Below are 18,329 nucleotides of genomic sequence, written 5' to 3'. Positions count from 1 at the left end.
GAACGGCTACGGTCATGGGGAGCCCCATCCCGGGGCCCCGGCTACCGTAGCCGATCGTAGCCACAATAGCCACTCCGTAGCCACCCTGTGGCTACGGGATTTTCTCCGTCCAGGACGGAGAAAATTCCCCTTAGTAGCCAAAGTAGCCACCGTAGCCATAGCCGCGTGGAGGAGGTCGTATGGGGTACCGGCGGTTTCGGCCTGACCGGGTAGTGGAGCCCCCTGTTGCGCCAGAGGTCTGCACCGGGAGCGAGGAACCCCATCGGGCGGTGCCCGTCCGGCCCACCGGGCGCGAAATCCGGGCCGCCTGGTTTGCCGCGCCGCCCCGCCCCCTCCCTCCCGAGGTCATGCGCAAGGTGGGGGCGGTCCTCGAAGTCCACGGCGTTCAGGGGGCCTGGAACATGGCGGGCAACCGCTTCCCCCCGGAGGAACTTGCCCGGCTCCTCGAGGCCTTGAGCAAGGGTGCGTTGCCAGCGTAAGGCCGGGGGTAGAATGGAGTCCCCTAGGGGGGCCGGGATGAAAACGGTAGAGGTACCCATCAAGCCAGAAACCCTCCGGTGGGCCATGGACTGGGCGGGCCTCGAGGCAGAAAGCCTCGCCCGGAAGGTCCAGGTCAAGCCGGAGAAGGTGGAGCGCTGGCTAGAGGGGAAAGAGAAGCCCACCTACCCCCAGGCCCTGAAGCTGGCCCAGGCCCTTCATTTGGGCTTGGGGCACCTCCTCCTGCCCCCGCCCGAGGTCAAGCTTCCTTTGAGGGACTTTCGTCGGGGAAGAGGGCGGCAAGCCCCCCCAAGCCCGGAGCTCCTCGAGGCCTACCACGACGCGCGGCGTAAGCAGGAGTGGTGGCGGGAGCGCAAGGGGAAGCCCCTTCCCTTCGTGGGAAGCGGCAAGGGCGCTTCCCCGGCGGAGGTGGCCCGCGAGATGGCGACCTTCCTGGAAGTGGAAGCCTTGCGGAGGAGGGCCCGGGACCATCAAGGCTTCCTCAAGGCCCTTGCGGACGGGGCGGAAGCCCTTGGGGTTCTGGTCCTCCGGCAAGGGCACGTGGGCACCCACACCCGGAGAACCTACGACCCGGAGGAGTTCTCCGGCTTCGCCCTGGTGGACCCCGTGGCCCCCGTGGTCTTCCTGAACGCCCGCGAGCACCCTTCCCGCCAGGTCTTCACCCTGGCCCACGAGCTGGCCCACGTGTGGCGGGGAGAAGGGGGACTGGAGGGCGGGCTGGAGGAGGAGGCCCGGGACGAGGTGGAGATCTGGGCGGACCACGTGGCCGCGGAGCTTCTGATGCCCGAGGAGGAGTTTCGCGTGGCTTGGAACGGGCACCTTCCCCCCTTGGAGGCCGCCCGGGAGGCTTCCCGGTGCTTCTTCGTGAGCCCGAGGGCCGCCCTGGAGCGGGCCTTTCGCTTGGAACTTGTGCACCGGGAGGGGTACATGGAGGCCCTCGAGGCCCTGCGGAAGACCGCGCCTCCCCGTCCCAGGAAGGGGGGCGGGGACTTCTGGAAGACCCTGGTGGTCCAGAACAGCCCCGCCTTCGTGCGGGAGGTCAGGCGGGCGGCCCTAGAGGGGGAAGTGGACGCCAAGGACGTGGCCTTTCTCCTCAATGTGGACCTCAGGACGGCCTGGGCCTTCCTGGAGGGCAAGGGTGTACCTACTTGACGCCAACGCCATCATCACTCCCTTCGTCCCAGGCTTCCTGGAAGCCCTGGCTAAGGCCCTCGGGAGATCACCAGAGGAGGCCAAGGCCCATCTGGAGGCCTGGTTCCGGGACGGAATCAAAAGGGGCATCCTTCGGCTAGGGCGCGAAGTGAGGGACGAGATCTTGCGAAAGCGGGGTCCGGGCCATGACCTCCTGAAGTCCTTAGACGGGCAGTACAAGCTTCTGGAAGTTACCGAAGCTTTTTTTGACGCCTTGGAGAAGGTGGCCCACTTTGTGAGGGAACACTATGCCCCTGAGGACGCTGAGCCTTTTCTCCGAGGCGCTGACCCGACCCTGGTGGCCCTGGCCAAGGTCCACAACCTCACCCTGATTACCCAGGAAAGGCACGTGGTGCCCCAGCTGGACGGGGCGAGTGGCCTAATCACGGGAAGGCCACGCCTACCCTATGTGGCCTTCGCCTTCGGGGTGCGGTGCGTGCCCTTGCTGACGGCTCTCCTGGAGGTCCAGGGGCAGGCTAGCCTTCCTCAGGCTCCAGGCGAGGCGGGCGGAGGGTAATCGGTAGCCCATCCCTCGAGGCCCCGCCCGAACCGGTTCTGAACCGCCCTTCAATCGCCCGAGGCGCCGGAGGTCTTGGGCGGGCTCCAGGCCCCCCTAATCCTTCCGCGTAGGACTCGGAGCCAAGCGGGGTCAGAGACGGGCCGCTTGGCGGAGGGCATCAAGCTCTTGGAGGGTGCGCACCATGAGGAAGCGGTTGCCCGTCTTCCGGGCCCAGAGCTGGCCAATGGCCTCCTTCTCGTAGGTCTCGGGGGTGTGCGCCAGGTGCGCCCCCTTGTACTCCACCACGAGAAGGGTCCCGTTCCGAAGCTTGGCCAGGAAGTCCGGGAAGAAGGTGCCACCGGGGTAGGGCAGGCGGAAGGCGTGGCGCCAGGTGGGGTAGTTGCGCACCCAGAACTCCACCTCGTCTAGCTCGTCCAGAAGGCGGGCGCACTGGAACTCCTCCGTGCCGTCCTCGAGGTCGGCGATGACCGGGAAGAAGTGCTTGCGGAAGACGTAAGCCCCCCGGTAGGGGTTGGACGGGAAGTAGTCCCCCTCCAACCGCAAGGTGAGGGTCCCCAGGCTGGCAGGAGGGTTCTTCAAGAGGCGCTGAAAGACCTCCTTTCGGGCCGCTTCCCGGTGGGCGCGGATCTTGGCCTCCAGGAGGTCTCTGAGCCGCCGCTTCTCCGCCACCAGATCCTCTAGGGCGAAGCCCCGCTCCAGAAGCCCCCCCAAGGCCCTGTAGAGGAAGGGCAGGGTCTCCTCCTGGGGCAGGTCGGGGTGGGGGATGTGGCGGTCCAGCCAAAGGGCGAGGCTTTCCAGGGTCCAGCCCACGTGGGGACCGAACAGCCTCCCCGCCCGGTCCAACCCCTCCAGGCGGGCGATGCGCACCCGGCCCCCCTCCAGGCCGATCTCCCCCCTCACCCCCAGGGGCCCCGGGACGAAGTCCACGTGGGCGTCCCGACCCGCCAGGCTCCACCCCTCCTCCAGAAAGTGCTCGGCCTCCAGGGGCTCCCCGTGCCAGGCGAGGAGGGGTACTTCCAGGACCCTGCCCTCCTCGGAGGGGGTGCGAACGGTTTGTGGAAGCTTGTCCCGGTCCTCCTCCTTCAGCCCCTCGCGGAGGATGGCCTTTTCGCTAGGGGTCAGGGGCTCCTTGAGGACCAGGGTTTTGGTCTTCGGGTCGTAGGCGATCTTGGACCCTAGGGACTCCAGGACCTCTGGCTTGGGATGGGCTTTGAGGGGCACGCGCTCCTCCAAGCCCAAGCCCACGGCGTACACGGCCCGCTCGGCCTCGTAGCGCTCAAACCCCTCGAGGACCAGGGCTTCCCGGAGGGTGTTGGCCGCCTCCCAGAAGTCCTCGGACACGGCGAAGGCGTAGGCCCGGTTGAGCTCCTCCCGCTCCTTGGGCCTGGCCCCCGGCATCCGCAGCACCCGGCCCAGCACCTGTTCAATGGCCGTGGACGACTTCAGGGAGCGCACCGAGGCCAGCACGTAGGCGAAGGGGCAGTCCCATCCCTCCTTGAGCTTGTCCACGGTGATGACGTAGCGCACGGGGGAGGAGGGAGAGAGGAGGTCCTGGCCCGTGAGGTCGTCCCGTTCCCCCGTGGAGACCGCTATCTGTTCTTCCTTTACCCCGAGCTCCAGGAGGAAGGAGCGGACCCTTTCCCAAGTGAAGGGGTCCTCGCCACGTTTGGGTTCGGCCTGGATCAGGAGGATGGGGCGGAGGTACTCCCGGCTTCCCTCGGCCAGGGCCTCGAGGTCCTTCCGCTTGGCCAGGGCCGCCTGTAGGACCGCCTCCCGGTCCTTCAGCACCACGAGCTCTATGGGCAGCTTGATCATGCCCTCCCGGTGAAGCTCGTGGGCCGTGGCGGCGAAGAGGACGTTGGAGTCCTCCCGGGGCGTGGCGGTGAACTCCAGGATGACCCCGGGCTCCAAGCGGGCCAGGGTGTCAAAGGAGAGGGGGGTGCGGGCGTTGTGGGCCTCGTCCACCACCACGATGGGACGCATGAGGCGGAGGAGGTTGGCCAGGGAGTACCGCCCCACCCCTTCCGGGGGCGAGGATGCCCCTTCCGGAAGGGCGGTCTCGAGGTTCCCGAAGACGGCCATGAGGTGGCCGTTGTCCTCGTAGACTTTGCGCCCCTCGGTTTCCTCCACCCGGAAGGCCTGGAGGGTGGCCACCAGCACCAGGCCGACCGCGCCTACGTCCCCGGGAGTCAGGGCCAGGGCCTCCCGTAGGTCCATGACCCGGACCTCACCCAGAGCCCCCTCGAGGGCCTGACGGTAGGGATGGCGGGGGTCCTTCAAAGCCCGCAAGGTCTGCTGGCGGATGGCCTCCGTGGGCGTGAGCCAGACCACGGCGGGGGCGTCTTGGCCCAGGAAGCGCCGGGCCGGGGCCAAGGCGTGGGCCGCCAGGAGGGTTTTGCCCCCGCCCGTGGGGATGCGGAAGCACACGTAGGGGATCCCCTCGAGGCCCACCGGTTCGTAGTAAGGAGGTGGGTTGTCCAGATACCTCCCCGCCACTTCGCGGTAGGCCTGCTCCAAGGGGTTGGGAAGGCCGGCGTCCGCGTGAACCCTTACCCGGTGGAGGAAGTCCTCCAGAGCCTTTAGAGCCTCCTCTTGATAGGTTTTCAGCTCCATCATTGGGCCACCTCATAAGGGATGTGGCGGAAGGTGATGCCCAAAGCCTTCAGGGTGGCGGGGTTCAGGCGGCAGGAGGTGCCGTAGACCACCTTGGGGCCGTCAAAAGGGGGCAGGTGGGCCAGGACCTCCCGGGTGAGGGCGTTTCCCCCCTTGGGGCTGAGCTCTCATCACTTTGAGGGCTGGGGCTTGACAAGGGAAGAGAAGAGGGGGGTAAGTAAGGTGTGCCGCCCACCACCCCCCTTTCCCAAGTTATCACCCTCTGGGTCCATAAGGTCTTCGCCTCCCTCAGGAAAACCATCCGCTCCAACCTCGCCCTCTTCCTGTCCACCCTCCTCACTACCCCCCTGGACCCCACCCTCTCCGACCTCGCCCGCAGAACCCCCCTCCCCACCCTGGCCCAAAGCCGCCTCAATCGCCTCTGGCGCTTCCTCCATCACCCCACCCTGCAAGACCCCTGGGCCCTCACCGAAGCCCTCCTCCCCCTCCTCGTCCCTCGTTTCCCCAAAGACCGCCCCCTCCCCCTCATCGTGGACTGGACCTTCACAGAGGACGGTAGGCACCAAGCCCTGGTGGCCGCCCTTCCCCTCAAGGGAAGGGCCCTGGTGGTGGCCTTCGCTCTTCACCCCCTCTCCCCTTTCCCCAGTCAAAACCGGGTGGAGGAGGAGTTCCTCCACCGCCTGGGCCGCGCCGTCCAGGACCTGGGATATACCCCCCTCTTCCTCCTGGACCGCGGCTTTGACCGGGTCTCCCTGATGCGAAAGCTCCAGGGGTGGGGCATGGGCTTCCTCATCCGCCTGCGGCAGAACCGGGAGGTGGAACCCCAAGGGGGGAAGCGCCTTCCCCTGAAGGAGGGCTACCAGCGTGTGGTCCACCCCCTGCGGGAGGAGGTCCGCCTTTTCGGACACGGTGGGGAGGGGGTAGAAGTCACCCTCCTGGTGTACCCAGGGGGTCGGGATCCCTGGTATCTGGCCTATTCGGGCCCTTTTGGGGGGGAGCCGCCCTATGGGTGGCGGATGTGGATTGAAGAGGGGTTTAGGGACCTGAAGGGGCAGGGGTTTGGGCTGGACCGCCATCGGCTGCGGACGGGGGCGAGCCTCAGGGGGTGGTTATGGCTTCTGGCCTTGGGGATGGCGCTCTTGGTCCTTCTGGGGGCGCGCTTGCAGGGCAGGGAATGGCTTCCCCGGCTTCTGGCCCATCCCGAGCGGCAAAGCCTCTTCCGTCTGGGCCGGATCGCCCTGGCCCAGGGGCCCCCGCCTTGGAGGGAAGCAGTGGTGGAGGAGCTGGTCAGGTTGCTTCAGGAACTGGGGGGAGGAAAGTGATGAGAGCTCAGCCCTTGGGGGACTTGTCCTTCAGCACCCCGTTATAGAGGAGGTAGACCGCCACCCCGCGCTGGGACACGCCTAAAAGAGGGGGGGTGAAGGTCTCGGGCAAGGGTTCTCCCGTCTCCCGGTAGTAGACGTACCGGGCCAAGGTGAGGTAGTCCACCCCTTCCCGGATGCGCCCGTCTGGGGTGAAGAGGGGTTCCCCCAGGCGCAGGTACCGGAAGCCGCCCCCATGCGTCCTGGCGGCGTACTCCAGGCGCTTGCGGGTGATGTTCTGTGCGATCCTAGGGTCCAGCTCCACCAGGATGAAGCGCCGGTTGCCCCCGTCCTCGGCGTTTTGCTTGAGCACCGCGTGCCCCGTGGTGCCGCTACCGGCAAAGGAGTCCAGGACGATGTCCCCGTCATGGGGGTTGGTGGCAATCTGCAGGATGCGCTGGAGAAGCCCTAAGGGTTTTGGTGTGTCAAATAGGTCTTGGCCACCGAAGGCTTCTTTCGTTTCCTTAGCCGCTGTTCGGTTGCTGCCCACTTCTGTGTGAAACCAGATGGTTTCGGGAGGGCGTTCCGTACCCTGATCTCCTGCATAATAGATGCGATAGTAGGGAGTCCAACCCTCAGGTCCCCTTACCCACTCTAAGAGATGTTGCTTCTGGAGAAGTTTTTCCCTTGACCAGCGCCATCTCCCAGCCGAACCATCTTGTTTTTGGGGATAAACCAAACTACCATCTGGGGCCTCTATCGGGTAGTACATTGACGGCCTGTCCTCACGCCTATCTGCCTGTCCCATAGCCCGAAGAGGCTTCAGATAATAACGTCTTCCGTGTTCGTCAATACGGTTGTAGTGCGAAGGTGCTCCCCCGTTGTCACGCAATCTCTTTACCCTGAAAAAAGGTTTGTTTTTCGCATACACCAAAACGTAATCGTGTCGCACCGAAAAATAGGAAGCGTCCATTCTAGGACTATCCGAACGTTCCCAAACCACCGTGGCTACAAAATTTTGAGGCCCAAAAATCTCGTCTAGGAGCATCCTCGCCCGGTGGACCTCGTTGTCGTCTATGCTCATCCACAGGCTTCCGTCTTCCCGCAAAAGCTCGTGGAGGAGCCTGAGCCTGGGATACATCATGGAAAGCCACTTGTCGTGCCGGGAGAGGTCTTCCGCTTCCGGGCCTACCGCCTTCTTCAGCCAGGCCTGGATTTCGGGGCTGCTCACGTTGTCGTTGTAGACCCAGCCCTCGTTGCCCGTGTTGTAGGGGGGGTCTATGTAGATGAGCCTCACCCGCCCCCGGTACTCAGGGAGGAGGGCCTTTAGGGCCTCGAGGTTGTCCCCCTCCACCAAAAGGTTCTCGCCCTCACCGTAGGAGAGTTCGGGCACCGGGGCGAGGATGCGGTAAGGGACTTCCAAGTGGTGCCGCACCACCGCCTGCTTGCCGATCCACTCCAAGGCTGGCATGAGGAAGAGTATATCCCCAGGTATAATGGAACCATGCCACAGCAAAGCCCGGTCTATCCGGTGCCCACGCGCATCTACCACATCACCCACCTGGAAAACCTCGAGGGCATCCTCCAAAAGGGGGGCCTCCTCCCCCAATCCCAAAAGCCCCCCAAGCGGCAGAACGTGGCCTACGGGCACATCCAGGCCCGCCGGGCAGAAGTCGTGGTGCCCGTGGGCCCGAGGGGCAAGCTCCACGATTACGTGCCGTTTTACTTCTGCCCCCGCTCTCCCATGCTCTACGCTATCCACACCGGATCTACCGAATACCAAGGGGGCCAGCGCCCCATCCTGCACCTGGTCTCCACCGCCCAAAGGGTGGCGGAAGAGCGTCTGCCCTTCGTGTTCACCGACCGCCACGCGGCCGTTCAGTACGTTCGCTTCTTCCACAAGTTGGAGCACCTGAAGGCTTTGGACTGGGAGGCCATTCGGTCTACTTACTGGGCCGAAAGCCGGGAGAAGAAGCAGGCCGAGTTCCTGGTCAAGGGCCTCTTTCCCTGGGGGTTGATTGAGGAGATCGGCGTCATAGACGAGTCCATTAAGGCCGAGGTGGAGTCCGTCCTCGCCCGGTTCCCCGGTCTACCCCATCCCCCGGTGCGGGTGCGCCGGAGTTGGTACTATTAGAAGGGTCTATGCTCCGCTTCGTACGAGGCGACCTCCTCAAAGCCCCAGTGGAAGCCCTGGTCAACACGGTGAACACCGTGGGGGTCATGGGCAAGGGGGTGGCCTTGCAGTTCAAGCGGGCTTTCCCGGACAACTACCAGGCCTACGTGCAGGCCTGTAAGCGGGGCGAGGTCCAGATTGGCCGCATCTTCGTCCACGACCGGGGGCCCCTGGCCCAGCCCCGCTACATCTTCAACTTCCCCACTAAGAAGCACTGGCGCCATCCCGCCCGCATGGAGTACGTGGAGGAGGGGCTAAAGGACCTGGTGCGCCAAATCCGGGAGCTTCGGGTCCGCTCCATCGCCTTGCCCCCCTTGGGGGCCGGGAACGGGAAGCTTCCCTGGCCCGAGGTCAAGCGGCGCATCCAGGAGGCCCTGGCGCCCCTCGAGGACGTGGAGGTCTTGGTCTACGAACCTCCGGGGGAACCCCAGACCCACCCCATCGCTCCCCAAGGGACCAAGCCCCGCCTCACCCCTGCCCGGGCCGCCCTGCTCAAGCTCTTCGGCCTTTATGGGGCGCTTGGGGAACCCTTGGGCCGCCTCGAGGCCCAAAAGCTGGCCTACTTCCTTCAGGAAGCGGGTTTGGATCTTAGGCTTGCCTTTGTCCGTCAGCGGTTTGGCCCCTACGCCGAGCCCTTGAACCACGTGCTGGTCCGCCTCGAGGGCCACTACATCCGGGGCTTCGGAGACCGCGCGGGGGCTTCCCAGATACGCCTCGAGCCTCAGGCCCTGAACGAGGCCATCCTCTACTTGGCCGACCACCCTGAGGCCGACGAGGCCGCCACCCGGGCGGCGGAATGGGTCAAGGGGTTTGAGACCCCTTATGGCTTAGAGCTTTTGGCCACGGTCCACTGGGTCGTGCGCCACGAAGGGGCCCGGGACTGGGCCACCCTGCAAAAGTTGCTCCAAACCTGGAGCCCCCGCAAGGCCACTTTTCCCCGGACCCACATTCAGGTAGCCCTGGACGCCCTCTTGAAGCGGGGGGCCCTCCGCCCCGAGGAGTGGCGGGACCGGCTTCCTAAACCGCCCGCCAATGTGGCCCAGGAAGCCTAGGCCACTCGCGCCCGCGCCTTCCCCGACCCCCGGGAAACCGCCCCGGGGGCTACGCGTTAGCTACCGCATCCGGGGCAGGGAGGGCGGGACCATGTCCGGGTCGTTCACCACGTAGGCCTCCTCGTGAGGGGGCATGTAGCTGTGGGGCTCGTAGCGTTCTCCCCAGGCCACCTTCTGCTGGTAGTGGCGGATGGCCGCCCTCCAGAGCTTCTTCCAGTCCCCCTTCCAGTAGGCGGCCAGGTGCTCCCGGGCCACGGGGTCGTCCGCGTCCCCCTGCACGGGGGAGTCCTCCCCGTAGGCCTCTTGCAGCCAGCGCTTGATCCACCACCAGTAGGGGCCGAAGGCCACGTAGCTCATGGGGTCCATCCTCAGGAGCGTGGCCACCCCCTCGAGGAGCTCCTTTCCTGGTCCTTCCTTAAGCACGGCGGGCCTCCGTCACCAGCTTATACCAGAACTGTTCCAGGGCGCCTTTGATGACGAGGCGGCTGCGGAGGCAAACTCCCAGGGAGGGTAGCCCGGCCCACCTGCGGGAGAGGCGGAGGGCGAAAGGGGAACGGGATAAGGACCGTTATCCGTTGACAGGGGGGAGCGTCGGGGCATACTGAGGACGTGCCTGCGCATGGGCTCGCGCGCCAGACCCTGAAAGCCAAGCCTTCTACCTCGGCTTTGTGGGGCTTGGCGCGGCGTGGCACGGCCCGGCATGGCGAGGCGTGGCCCGGCGTGGCGCGGCTGGCGCGGTAAGGCCAGGCCTTGCACGGCGACCCATCCGCACCACAAGCCTGCCTCCCTTGCGCTTGGCGAGGGAGGCAGGTCCTTTTGCTTGCAGGGGCTTGAGGGGCGGCCCCTTCTTGGGCAGGGTGCTCCCTTCCCACACCCCCCTGGGCCACCTGGGCTTTAGCTCCACAAGAGTAGTCTAGTAAAGGAGATGATTGACGTAGTAGACTACCGGACAATGGGGCGGAAGCGCATTCGGTTGCGACTGCGGGAGTACCTGAAGGAGCGGGGGCTCAGCGTCTACAAGCTGGTGAAGCTCTTGCCCGAAATGCACCCGTCTACGGTCTACGCGATCGCCGCAGGTAGGATTGAAAGCGTTAGGCTCAGCACGCTCGCCCAGGTGTTGGAGGGCCTCGAGCGGCTCACGGGCGAGCCCGTGGACCTGTGTGTGCTCCTGCGGGTAGAGGAGGTGGAAGGTGCCGAAACGGGGCGCTAAACCGCGCCGCCACGCCTCGGGCCTTTGGGAGGTCCGGGTGTATGTGGTGGAGGACGGCAAACGCCTGCGCCGCTCCTTTTACGGCAAGACGGCCAAGGAGGCGCAGGCGAAGGCGGCGGAGTACCAGGTCAAGCACCGGCTGGGGCTCATCCCTAAGCGCGACCCCCGGACCTTTGCCGAGTTCGCCCAGGCCTGGCTTGAGCGCAAGGCCCGGGTGCGTGGCCCCACCACCATCCGGGCCTACGAGAGAGAGTTGCGGTACCTGCTGCCCACCCTGGGCAACAAACGCCTCCAGGACATCGTCCCAAGCGACATCCGCGCCGCTCTAGACGCCCTGGCCCGCAAGGGGCTTTCTCCCAGGTCGCTGAGGAAGGTCCTGGAGCGGGCCCGGGCCGTGTTCCGGGAGGCCCTGGCCCTCGAGCTGGTGGCGCGGGACCCCACCGCCGCCGTGCGGGTGGAGGCCCCCTCAAGGCCCCCCGTGGGCCGCGCCCTCGAGCCCCACGAGGTGGAGGCCTTGCTCCGGGCCTTTGACGCGTGGCCCACCTGGGAGGTGGGCATGGCCCTGCGCCTCTGCCTGGCCCTGGGGCTGCGCGCGGGCGAGGCGCTGGCGCTCCGGTGGGAGGACGTGGACCTCGAGGCGGGGGTCCTCCATGTGCGCCGGGCGTGGACTGCGATGGGCGGGCGGGGGGTCCTCACCGAGCCGAAAACGCCCTCCTCGAGGCGGAGCATCCCCATCCCCCACGCCACCCTGGCCCGCCTTCGCGCCCGCTACCAGGAGCTCCTCGGGCTGGGGATCCCGCCCGGGGAGCTCAGGTTGGCCTGGGTGTTTCCGGGGCGGACGGGGGGGCCCTTGAACCCTCACACCCTGGGGCACGCCTTACGGAAGATGGCCACCCGCCTGGGCCTTCCCCCCATCCGCGTCCACGACCTTCGCCACACCTACGGAAGCCTGCTCCTCGCCAACGGGGCCCCCCTTGAGCTTGTGGCGGAGCGCATGGGCCACGCCAACCCCAGCATCACCCTGGGCATCTACCGCCACCTCCTGGCCCACGAGCGGGCGGCCTGGGTCGTGGACCCCGAGGAGCTGACGAGCCGGCCCAGGGGGCAGGCGTAGGGGGGCGCATGAGGGAAGCTTGGCGCTATGGGGGTAGAACATGGGGGTAAAAAAGGCCCCGCCCACGCTTCCGTGGGCGGGAGGATTGCGTCCTGGTGCTGGTGCGCCCGGAGGGATTCGAACCCCCGACCTAGGGCTTAGGAAGCCCCCGCTCTATCCTGCTGAGCTACGGGCGCCCACAGGGAGGGATTGTACACCCTTCCTCCAAGAGAGGCAAGCCCGGCCCGCCGGGGTATAGTTTCACTGGCGGAGGGGGTTCCCCGCCAGGAGGAAGGATGAAGGAGACGCGGGACCTAGAGACCCTTTCGGTGAACGCCATCCGCTTCCTGGCCATAGACGCGGTGGAGAAGGCGAAAAGCGGCCACCCCGGGATGCCCATGGCCATGGCGCCCTTGGCCTACCTCCTCTTCCGGGAGGTCATGCGCCACAACCCCTTAGACCCCGCCTGGCCCGACCGCGACCGCTTCGTCCTCTCCGCCGGGCACGGCTCCATGCTCCTCTACGCCGTCCTCCACCTCACGGGCTACGACCTTCCCCTGGAGGAGCTGAAAAGCTTCCGCCAGTGGGGGTCCAAGACCCCGGGCCACCCCGAGCGCGGCCACACCCCGGGGGTGGAGGTGACCACGGGGCCCTTGGGGCAGGGGATCTCCACCGCCGTGGGGCTTGCCCTGGCGGAAAGGAAGCTCGCCGCCGAGTTCAACCGCCCGGGGCACGTGGTGGTGGACCACTACACCTACGTCCTCGCCTCGGACGGGGACCTGATGGAGGGGGTCTCCGGGGAGGCCGCCTCCTTGGCGGGGCACTGGGGCCTCTCCAAGCTCATCGTCTTCTGGGACGACAACCGCATCTCCATTGACGGCCCCACGGACCTCGCCTTCACCGAGGACGTCCTCGCCCGTTACCGGGCCTATGGCTGGCAGACCCTAAAGGTGGAGGACGCCAACGACCTCGAGGCCCTCCGCAAGGCCATCAAACTCGCCAAGCTGGACGAGCGCCCCACCCTCATCGCCGTCAGGAGCCACATCGGCTTCGGCTCCCCCAAGCAGGACTCCCACAAGGCCCACGGGGAGCCCTTGGGCCCTGAGGCGGTGGAGGCCACCCGAAAGAACCTGGGCTGGCCCTACCCCCCCTTCGTGGTGCCCGAGGAGGTCTACCGCCACATGGACATGCGGGAGAAGGGGCGGGCCTGGCAGGAGGCCTGGGAGAAGGCCCTCGAGGCCTACGCCCGGGAATACCCGGACCTCCACCAGGAGCTCATACGGCGCCTGCGAGGGGAGCTTCCGCCTTTGCCCGAAGCGCCCCCATCCTTTGACAAGCCCATCGCCACCCGGGCGGCGAGCGGCCGGGCCCTGGACCTCCTCGCTCCCCGCATGCCTGAGCTCCTTGGGGGAAGCGCCGACCTCACCCCCTCCAACAACACCAAGGCCGAGGGGATGGAGGACTTCTCCCGGGCGAACCCCTTGGGCCGCTACCTCCACTTCGGGGTGCGGGAGCACGCCATGGGGGCCATCCTGAACGGCCTCAACCTCCACGGGGGGTACCGGGCCTACGGCGGGACCTTCCTCGTCTTCTCCGACTACATGCGCCCCGCCATCCGCCTCGCCGCCCTCATGGAAACCCCCACGGTCTTCGTCTTCACCCACGACTCCATCGCCCTGGGCGAGGACGGCCCCACCCACCAGCCCGTGGAGCACCTCATGAGCCTTCGGGCCATGCCGAACCTCTTTGTGATCCGCCCTGCGGACGCCTACGAGACCTTTTACGCCTGGCAGGTGGCCTTAAGGCGCAAGGAGGGCCCCACCGCCCTTGTCCTCACCCGCCAGGCGGTGCCCCTCCTCTCCCCGGAGAAGGCCAAGGGGCTTTTGCGGGGAGGCTACGTCCTGGAGGACGTGGAGGAGCCCCAAGGGGTCCTCGTGGCCTCGGGGAGCGAGGTGCACCTGGCCCTTAGGGCCCAGGCCCTCCTCCGGGAGAAGGGGGTGCGGGTCCGGGTGGTGAGCCTGCCTTCCTTTGAGCTCTTCGCCGCCCAGCCCGAGGCTTACCGCCAAGAGGTCCTGCCCCCGGGGCTTCCGGTGGTGGCTGTGGAGGCGGGGGCCAGCCTGGGGTGGGAGCGGTACGCCCACAAGGTGGTGGCCCTGGACCGCTTCGGGGCCAGCGCCCCCTACCCCGAGGTCTACGAGCGGCTCGGCTTCACCCCGGAGCGGGTGGCGGAGGCCTTCCTCTCCCTGGTGTAAAAGGGCGGGATTTACCGGGGGAAGGCCCCCAGGGGAGGGGCTTAGGCTAGGGGTATGGGGGAGGTGTTTCGCAAGGCCGAGGCGGCCATCTACCTCTTCGCCGGGCTTCTCGTGGTCCTGGGAGCGGTCTACGTCTTGGGCGAGGCCCTGGTCCAGGGGGTGGGGCTTTTCCTGGGGGGCGAGGGGAGCAAGGCGGCCGTCTTCCTCCTGGACCGGGTGCTCCTCGCCCTGATGATGGCCGAGATCCTCTACACCCTCGTCCGCTTCGCCCGGGAGGGGCAGCTTCAGGTGGAGCCCTTCCTCGTCATCGGCCTCATCGCCGGGGTGCGGCGGATCCTCGTGGTCACCGCCGAGGGGTTGCAGAAGTTCTCCTTCTCCCTCCAGGACCCCGGCTTCCAGGCGGTTTTGGTGGAGCTTCTCCTCCTCTCCCTCATGGTGTTGACCCTGGCCTGGGCCTACCGCCTGGTGCGCGGGGTATAGTGGGGCCCGTGCGGTTCGCGCCCTCCATCCTCACGGCGGACCTGGCGAGGCTAGGGGAGGCCATAAGGGAGGCGGAGGCGGCCGGGGTGGACTGGATCCACCTGGACGTGATGGACGGGGTATTCGTCCCCAACCTCACCTTCGGGCCCCTCCTCGTGGAGGCGGTGAGGCGGGTCACCTCCTTGCCCCTGGACGTGCACCTCATGATCGTCCAGCCGGAGCGCTACCTCGAGGACTTCGCCAAGGCGGGGGCGGACCACATCACCGTCCACTTTGAGGCCACCTACCACCCCCACCGGGCGGTGCAGAAGGTGAAGGAGCTGGGAAAAAAGGCGGGGCTCGCCGTGAACCCGGGGACGCCCCTGGAGGCCTTTGAGCCCCTGCTCCCGGATCTGGACCTGGCCCTCCTCATGAGCGTCAACCCCGGCTTCGGCGGCCAGCGCTACCTCCCCACGGCCACGGAGAGGCTCCGGCGCCTCAAGGCCATGCGGGATCGGTTGAACCCCGCCTGCCTCATCGTGGTGGACGGCGGCATCAACCGGGAGACCGTGGCCGAGGCCCGGCGGGCGGGGGCGGACGTGGCCGTGGCGGGGAGTGCCCTCTTCAACGACAGGCCCGTGGCGGAGAACCTGAAGGCCCTCCGCCTCGCCCTGCTGGGCTAAGGCCACCCCATGCTGAAGCAAGCGGGGGGTGTGGACGGGGCTTACGGCCTTGGGCGCCCCAGGACGAGGGTCCAGTACCCTTCCCGCCCCCAGAGCCCCGCGTGGACGAAGCGGGGGGCCATGAGGTTGGCGCAGTGGCCGGGGCTTTCCGCCCAGGCGCGAAGGGCCGCCTCCGCCTGGGCAGGGTCGTAGGCCACGTTCTCGCCCAGGGCGGACCAGAGGTACCCTTCCCGCTCCCGGACGGTGGAGCCGTCCGTGCCCACGTGCCCCAGGAAGCCGTGGGTGGCCATGTCCTCCGTGTGGGCCCTGGCCGCGGCCGTGAGCTTAAGCACCCCACCGCGGCTTTCGCCGCGGTGGGGGCTCCAAAAGGGCCTTCCCAAGCCTTATTTCGGGCGACCCATGTTGCGAGATCAACGTGCAGCCACTTAGCCTCCCAGGCCAGGGGAGGGGCCGCAGGGTGGTAAACGCTCCCGCAAGCCCGCCCCTCGGCCCGGATCCGGTTTAGGGCCTCGAGGACGGGGTCGGCCCCCTGCCCGGCGCAGGCGGGGAGGAGGGCGAGAAGAAGGAGGAGGCGCACGCCCTCTAGGGTAACCGAAGGCCCGCCCTTTTGGGCGGGCCCTTCGCGCTGGTCGGGGAGGCCGGATTTGAACCGACGACCCCACGCACCCCAAGCGTGTGCGCTACCAGGCTGCGCTACTCCCCGGCGCGCAAAGGTTAGTCTAGCCCTCTTCCGGGCCCCCGTCAAGTAGACTTCGGGCATGGAGATCAAGGACCTGAAGCGCCTCGCCCGCTACAACCCGGAGAAGATGGCCAAGATCCCCGTCTTCCAGTCGGAGCGGATGCTCTACGACCTCTACGCCCTCCTTCCGGGCCAGGCCCAGAAGGTGCACGTCCACGAGGACTCGGACAAGGTCTACTACGCCCTGGAGGGGGAGGTGGTGGTGCGGGTGGGGGAGGAGGAGGCCCTCCTCGCCCCCGGGATGGCCGCCTTCGCCCCGGCGGGCGCCCCCCACGGGGTGCGGAACGAGTCGGCGAGCCCCGCCCTGCTCCTCGTGGTCACGGCCCCCAAGCCCTAGGTTTTCACGGGGTTTTCAAGGGCTGGCCCTATACTCCAAGCGGTGGTCCAGAGCCTCCCCGCCGACCTGGCCTTCCTCGCCGACCTCTTGCGCCGCTACCCGGTGCAGGTGGTCTGGCGGGGGACGGTCCTGCCCGAGGGGCCTTTGCGGGGGGAGAAGCTTTGGGAGGAGGGGGAGGTGGCCCTTTACTGGGCGGGAAGCCGCCCCCCCGCTCCAGAAACCCTCGAGGCCCTGCGCCTCCTCCTTAAGGCCTTCCAGGAGGTCCTGGCCCTGAGGGAGCGGGAGCTTGCCCTCCTCAAGGCCCAGGACGAGACGGGGAGGCTTCTTAGGCTTCTCCTCCACGAGATCAAAAACCCCCTGATGAGCGTCCTCGGGGCCCTGGAGCTCGCCCTGGAGACCGAGGGCCTGCCCGAGGAGGCCAAGGAGCTCTTGGAGATCGCCGAGCGCTCCGCCCGGCGCATCCAGGAGCTTCTGCAGAAGGCCCAGGACTACCTGAGGCTCGGCCAGGGGGTGCGCCTCAAGAGCGAGCGGGTGGACCTGAAGGCCCTCCTCCGCCAGGCGGCCGAGGAGGTGAGGCCCCTCGCCCGAAGGAAGGGCATCGCCTTAAGGCTCGCCCTGCCTCGAGGGGAGACCTGGGTCTACGGGGACCCGGACTGGCTCTACCAGGCGGTCCTCAACGTGCTGAACAACGCCATTAAGTACACCCCCGAAGGGGGCCGGGTGAGGGTGCGCCTCCTGGTGGGGCGGGACCATTACGGCATCGCCGTGGCCGACACCGGGCCGGGCATCCCCGAGGAGGAGCAGGACAAGGTCTTTGAGCCCTTCTACCGGGCCTCCACCCGGGGGGAGGTGGAGGGCACGGGGCTTGGGCTTGCCCTGGTGAAGCGGGTCCTCGAGGCCCACGGGGGGGAGGTGCGCCTGAGAAGCCGCCTGGGCCGGGGAAGCACCTTCCTCCTCCTCCTGCCGAGGCCCAGGCCCGGACAGCGGGCCCCCGTGGGGCGGCTCCTCCTCCTCATGGTGGCCCTCATCGCCCTGGCCCGTCTCCCCCTCTTCCCGGCCCCCCTGGGCTCCAAGGCCTTCGGGGAGGTGCCTGCGGGGGAGGTGGTGCGCCTTCCGGGCCTGGAGCTCGCCTTTAGCCCGGACGCCCAAGGGGAGGCCCGGCGCTGGCGGAGCCTTTGGGGCGGGGGGGAGAGGGTGCGGGTGGCCCTGGAAGGCGGGGGGGTGGAGGCGGTGCGGGAGGCCCCCGTGCCCCTCTCCCTCGCTACCCCGGAGGGCGAGGTGCGGCCCATGGGCACCCATCTGCGCCTGAACCGGGCCGAGGGGAGCCGGCTTTCCCTTTACCGGGGCGAGGTGGCCTTAGGGGAAGGGCGCCTCCCCGCCGGGGAGGGGGCGGTGCTGGGGACGGGGGTGCGCAAGAAGCTTCTCCCCGCCCCCCTGGTGCGCCCCGCCCCGGGGCCGGAAGGGGAGGTGGTCTTCCGCCTCCTCCTTCCCCCGGGGGCCCGGGGCTTCCGGGTGGAGGTGCGAAGCGGAGGGGCCGTGGTCCTCTCCGCCCGGGGGGAGGGCGGCCTCTTCCGCTACCTGCCCCAGGGGGACCGCCTGAGCGAGCTGAGGGCCTTCGCCCTGGACGAGGTGGGCCTCGAGGGCTACCCCTCGGACCCCGTGCCCTTCCGGGAGCGGAAGAGCTTCTACGAGGGCAAGCGCCGCCTCCCCCAGGACCCCAAGGGGGCGGAGGGCTTCTTGAGGCGGGCAGTGGAGGCCTTTCCCGACGACGCCGAGGCCCTAGGGGAGCTCGCCTTCGCCCTCTACCTCCAGGGGCGGCACGCCGAGGCCAAGCCCCTTTACGAGAAGGCCCTGGCCCTCCTGGACGGCCCCGACCTCCGGGTGCGCTACGGCCGCCTCCTCTACCACCTGGGCCGCTACGCCGAGGCCGAGGAGGCCTACCGCCGGGTCCTGGCCCAGGACCCCGGCAACCTGGACGCCCGCTGGGGCCTGGCGGAGGTGGCCCTGGCCCTGGGCCGGGCCAAGGAGGCGGAGCTCCTCGCCCGGCAGGTGCTAGGCCTCAGGCCCGATTACCCCCTGGCCCGCTTCACCCTGGCCAAGGCCCTCCTGGAGCAGGGGAAGAAGGAGGAGGCCAAGGCGCTTTTGCGGGAGGAGCTTCGCCAAAACCCCGACCCCGAGGTGAGGGCGCTTTTGGCCCGCCTAGAATGA

Annotated in this window: 17 protein-coding genes and 2 tRNA genes; 13 read left to right on the top strand and 6 right to left on the bottom strand. The window is 67.8% G+C overall.

The window, feature by feature from the left end:
* Nucleotides 1–179 precede the first annotated feature (179 nt).
* The 3 genes from TthTMY_RS09895 to TthTMY_RS09885 are packed head-to-tail and all read left to right on the top strand — an operon-like array spanning nucleotide 180 to nucleotide 2,206.
* Complete coding sequence (locus TthTMY_RS09895; RefSeq protein WP_096411144.1) at nucleotides 180–479, top strand: hypothetical protein; 300 nt, start codon at nucleotides 180–182, stop codon at nucleotides 477–479.
* Between the two features lie 37 nt (nucleotides 480–516).
* Nucleotides 517–1,650, top strand: coding sequence for an ImmA/IrrE family metallo-endopeptidase (locus tag TthTMY_RS09890; RefSeq protein WP_096411143.1), 1,134 nt, complete (start codon nucleotides 517–519; stop codon nucleotides 1,648–1,650).
* On the top strand, nucleotides 1,637–2,206 hold the full coding sequence (locus TthTMY_RS09885) for a DUF4411 family protein (protein ID WP_071677565.1): 570 nt from the start codon (nucleotides 1,637–1,639) through the stop codon (nucleotides 2,204–2,206). Before TthTMY_RS09890 ends, TthTMY_RS09885 begins: the two co-directional genes overlap by 14 nt.
* Nucleotides 2,207–2,338: 132 nt before the next feature.
* Here TthTMY_RS09885 and TthTMY_RS09880 read toward each other — a convergent pair whose 3' ends face one another.
* Complete coding sequence (locus tag TthTMY_RS09880; RefSeq protein WP_223903229.1) at nucleotides 2,339–4,822, bottom strand: DEAD/DEAH box helicase; 2,484 nt, start codon at nucleotides 4,820–4,822, stop codon at nucleotides 2,339–2,341.
* Nucleotides 4,823–5,046: 224 nt separating this feature from the next.
* Between TthTMY_RS09880 and TthTMY_RS09875 the strand changes: the two genes are divergently transcribed.
* Complete coding sequence (locus tag TthTMY_RS09875) at nucleotides 5,047–6,144, top strand: IS4 family transposase (RefSeq protein ID WP_096410490.1); 1,098 nt, start codon at nucleotides 5,047–5,049, stop codon at nucleotides 6,142–6,144.
* A 7-nt stretch (nucleotides 6,145–6,151) separates the two neighbouring features.
* On the opposite strand, the gene TthTMY_RS09870 is transcribed toward TthTMY_RS09875, so the two are convergent.
* The gene (locus TthTMY_RS09870) at nucleotides 6,152–7,594 is read right to left on the bottom strand and encodes a site-specific DNA-methyltransferase (RefSeq protein ID WP_096411142.1); all 1,443 of its coding nucleotides are present in this window, start codon (nucleotides 7,592–7,594) and stop codon (nucleotides 6,152–6,154) included.
* A 33-nt stretch (nucleotides 7,595–7,627) separates the two neighbouring features.
* Here TthTMY_RS09870 and TthTMY_RS09865 point away from each other — a divergent pair, with 33 nt between their 5' ends.
* Nucleotides 7,628–8,257 carry a DUF4433 domain-containing protein gene (locus tag TthTMY_RS09865; RefSeq protein WP_223903228.1) on the top strand — a complete coding sequence of 210 codons (630 nt, stop codon included), beginning with the start codon at nucleotides 7,628–7,630 and terminating at the stop codon, nucleotides 8,255–8,257.
* An 8-nt stretch (nucleotides 8,258–8,265) separates the two neighbouring features.
* Nucleotides 8,266–9,348, top strand: coding sequence for a macro domain-containing protein (locus tag TthTMY_RS09860; protein ID WP_096411141.1), 1,083 nt, complete (start codon nucleotides 8,266–8,268; stop codon nucleotides 9,346–9,348).
* Nucleotides 9,349–9,408: 60 nt separating this feature from the next.
* On the opposite strand, the gene TthTMY_RS09855 is transcribed toward TthTMY_RS09860, so the two are convergent.
* Nucleotides 9,409–9,771, bottom strand: a complete 363-nt coding sequence (locus TthTMY_RS09855; RefSeq protein WP_096411140.1) for a hypothetical protein — start codon at nucleotides 9,769–9,771, stop codon at nucleotides 9,409–9,411.
* Nucleotides 9,772–10,273: 502 nt separating this feature from the next.
* On the opposite strand from TthTMY_RS09855, the gene TthTMY_RS09850 reads away from it, so the two are divergent.
* Nucleotides 10,274–10,558: a helix-turn-helix domain-containing protein gene (locus TthTMY_RS09850; RefSeq protein WP_096411139.1), complete on the top strand. Its 285-nt coding sequence runs from the start codon at nucleotides 10,274–10,276 to the stop codon at nucleotides 10,556–10,558.
* The gene (locus TthTMY_RS09845; RefSeq protein ID WP_223903227.1) at nucleotides 10,539–11,672 is read left to right on the top strand and encodes a tyrosine-type recombinase/integrase; all 1,134 of its coding nucleotides are present in this window, start codon (nucleotides 10,539–10,541) and stop codon (nucleotides 11,670–11,672) included. The genes TthTMY_RS09850 and TthTMY_RS09845 overlap by 20 nt, the downstream gene beginning before the upstream one ends.
* Before the next feature lie 99 nt (nucleotides 11,673–11,771).
* On the opposite strand, the gene TthTMY_RS09840 is transcribed toward TthTMY_RS09845, so the two are convergent.
* Nucleotides 11,772–11,848, bottom strand: a tRNA-Arg gene (locus tag TthTMY_RS09840).
* A 99-nt stretch (nucleotides 11,849–11,947) separates the two neighbouring features.
* Here TthTMY_RS09840 and tkt point away from each other — a divergent pair.
* From tkt to rpe, 3 genes are read left to right on the top strand one after another with little or no spacing between them, the layout of a single operon-like run.
* Nucleotides 11,948–13,903, top strand: a complete 1,956-nt coding sequence (gene tkt / locus TthTMY_RS09835; RefSeq protein WP_096411137.1) for a transketolase — start codon at nucleotides 11,948–11,950, stop codon at nucleotides 13,901–13,903.
* Nucleotides 13,904–13,957: 54 nt separating this feature from the next.
* Nucleotides 13,958–14,383 carry a phosphate-starvation-inducible PsiE family protein gene (locus tag TthTMY_RS09830; RefSeq protein WP_096411136.1) on the top strand — a complete coding sequence of 142 codons (426 nt, stop codon included), beginning with the start codon at nucleotides 13,958–13,960 and terminating at the stop codon, nucleotides 14,381–14,383.
* Nucleotides 14,383–15,045, top strand: coding sequence for a ribulose-phosphate 3-epimerase (gene rpe / locus TthTMY_RS09825; protein ID WP_096411135.1), 663 nt, complete (start codon nucleotides 14,383–14,385; stop codon nucleotides 15,043–15,045). Before TthTMY_RS09830 ends, rpe begins: the two co-directional genes overlap by 1 nt.
* Before the next feature lie 41 nt (nucleotides 15,046–15,086).
* On the opposite strand, the gene TthTMY_RS09820 is transcribed toward rpe, so the two are convergent.
* Together TthTMY_RS09820 and TthTMY_RS09815 are read right to left on the bottom strand one after the other, a co-directional pair.
* Nucleotides 15,087–15,377: a CAP domain-containing protein gene (locus tag TthTMY_RS09820; RefSeq protein ID WP_223903226.1), complete on the bottom strand. Its 291-nt coding sequence runs from the start codon at nucleotides 15,375–15,377 to the stop codon at nucleotides 15,087–15,089.
* A gap of 294 nt (nucleotides 15,378–15,671) precedes the next feature.
* Nucleotides 15,672–15,748: transfer RNA gene (locus tag TthTMY_RS09815), tRNA-Pro, on the bottom strand.
* Between the two features lie 55 nt (nucleotides 15,749–15,803).
* On the opposite strand from TthTMY_RS09815, the gene TthTMY_RS09810 reads away from it, so the two are divergent.
* Complete coding sequence (locus TthTMY_RS09810; RefSeq protein ID WP_096411134.1) at nucleotides 15,804–16,121, top strand: cupin domain-containing protein; 318 nt, start codon at nucleotides 15,804–15,806, stop codon at nucleotides 16,119–16,121.
* 42 nt (nucleotides 16,122–16,163) lie between these two features.
* A complete protein-coding gene (locus TthTMY_RS09805) occupies nucleotides 16,164–18,329 on the top strand; it encodes a sensor histidine kinase (RefSeq protein ID WP_223903225.1) in 2,166 nt (721 codons plus the stop codon).

The organism is Thermus thermophilus (assembly GCF_019974155.1).
In the GTDB taxonomy this organism is placed as follows: Bacteria; Deinococcota; Deinococci; order Deinococcales; family Thermaceae; genus Thermus; species Thermus thermophilus_C.
This window is presented reverse-complemented; position numbering and strand designations above follow the sequence as displayed.

Coding starts and splice junctions, on each gene's coding strand:
- TthTMY_RS09810 (WP_096411134.1), top strand. CDS start 15,804: ATGGAGATCAAGGACCTGAAGCGCCTCGCCCGCTACAACCCGGAGAAG.
- TthTMY_RS09865 (WP_223903228.1), top strand. CDS start 7,628: ATGCCACAGCAAAGCCCGGTCTATCCGGTGCCCACGCGCATCTACCAC.
- TthTMY_RS09860 (WP_096411141.1), top strand. CDS start 8,266: ATGCTCCGCTTCGTACGAGGCGACCTCCTCAAAGCCCCAGTGGAAGCC.
- TthTMY_RS09890 (WP_096411143.1), top strand. CDS start 517: ATGAAAACGGTAGAGGTACCCATCAAGCCAGAAACCCTCCGGTGGGCC.
- TthTMY_RS09880 (WP_223903229.1), bottom strand. CDS start 4,822: ATGGAGCTGAAAACCTATCAAGAGGAGGCTCTAAAGGCTCTGGAGGAC.
- tkt (WP_096411137.1), top strand. CDS start 11,948: ATGAAGGAGACGCGGGACCTAGAGACCCTTTCGGTGAACGCCATCCGC.
- TthTMY_RS09895 (WP_096411144.1), top strand. CDS start 180: ATGGGGTACCGGCGGTTTCGGCCTGACCGGGTAGTGGAGCCCCCTGTT.
- TthTMY_RS09850 (WP_096411139.1), top strand. CDS start 10,274: ATGATTGACGTAGTAGACTACCGGACAATGGGGCGGAAGCGCATTCGG.
- TthTMY_RS09830 (WP_096411136.1), top strand. CDS start 13,958: ATGGGGGAGGTGTTTCGCAAGGCCGAGGCGGCCATCTACCTCTTCGCC.
- TthTMY_RS09870 (WP_096411142.1), bottom strand. CDS start 7,594: ATGCCAGCCTTGGAGTGGATCGGCAAGCAGGCGGTGGTGCGGCACCAC.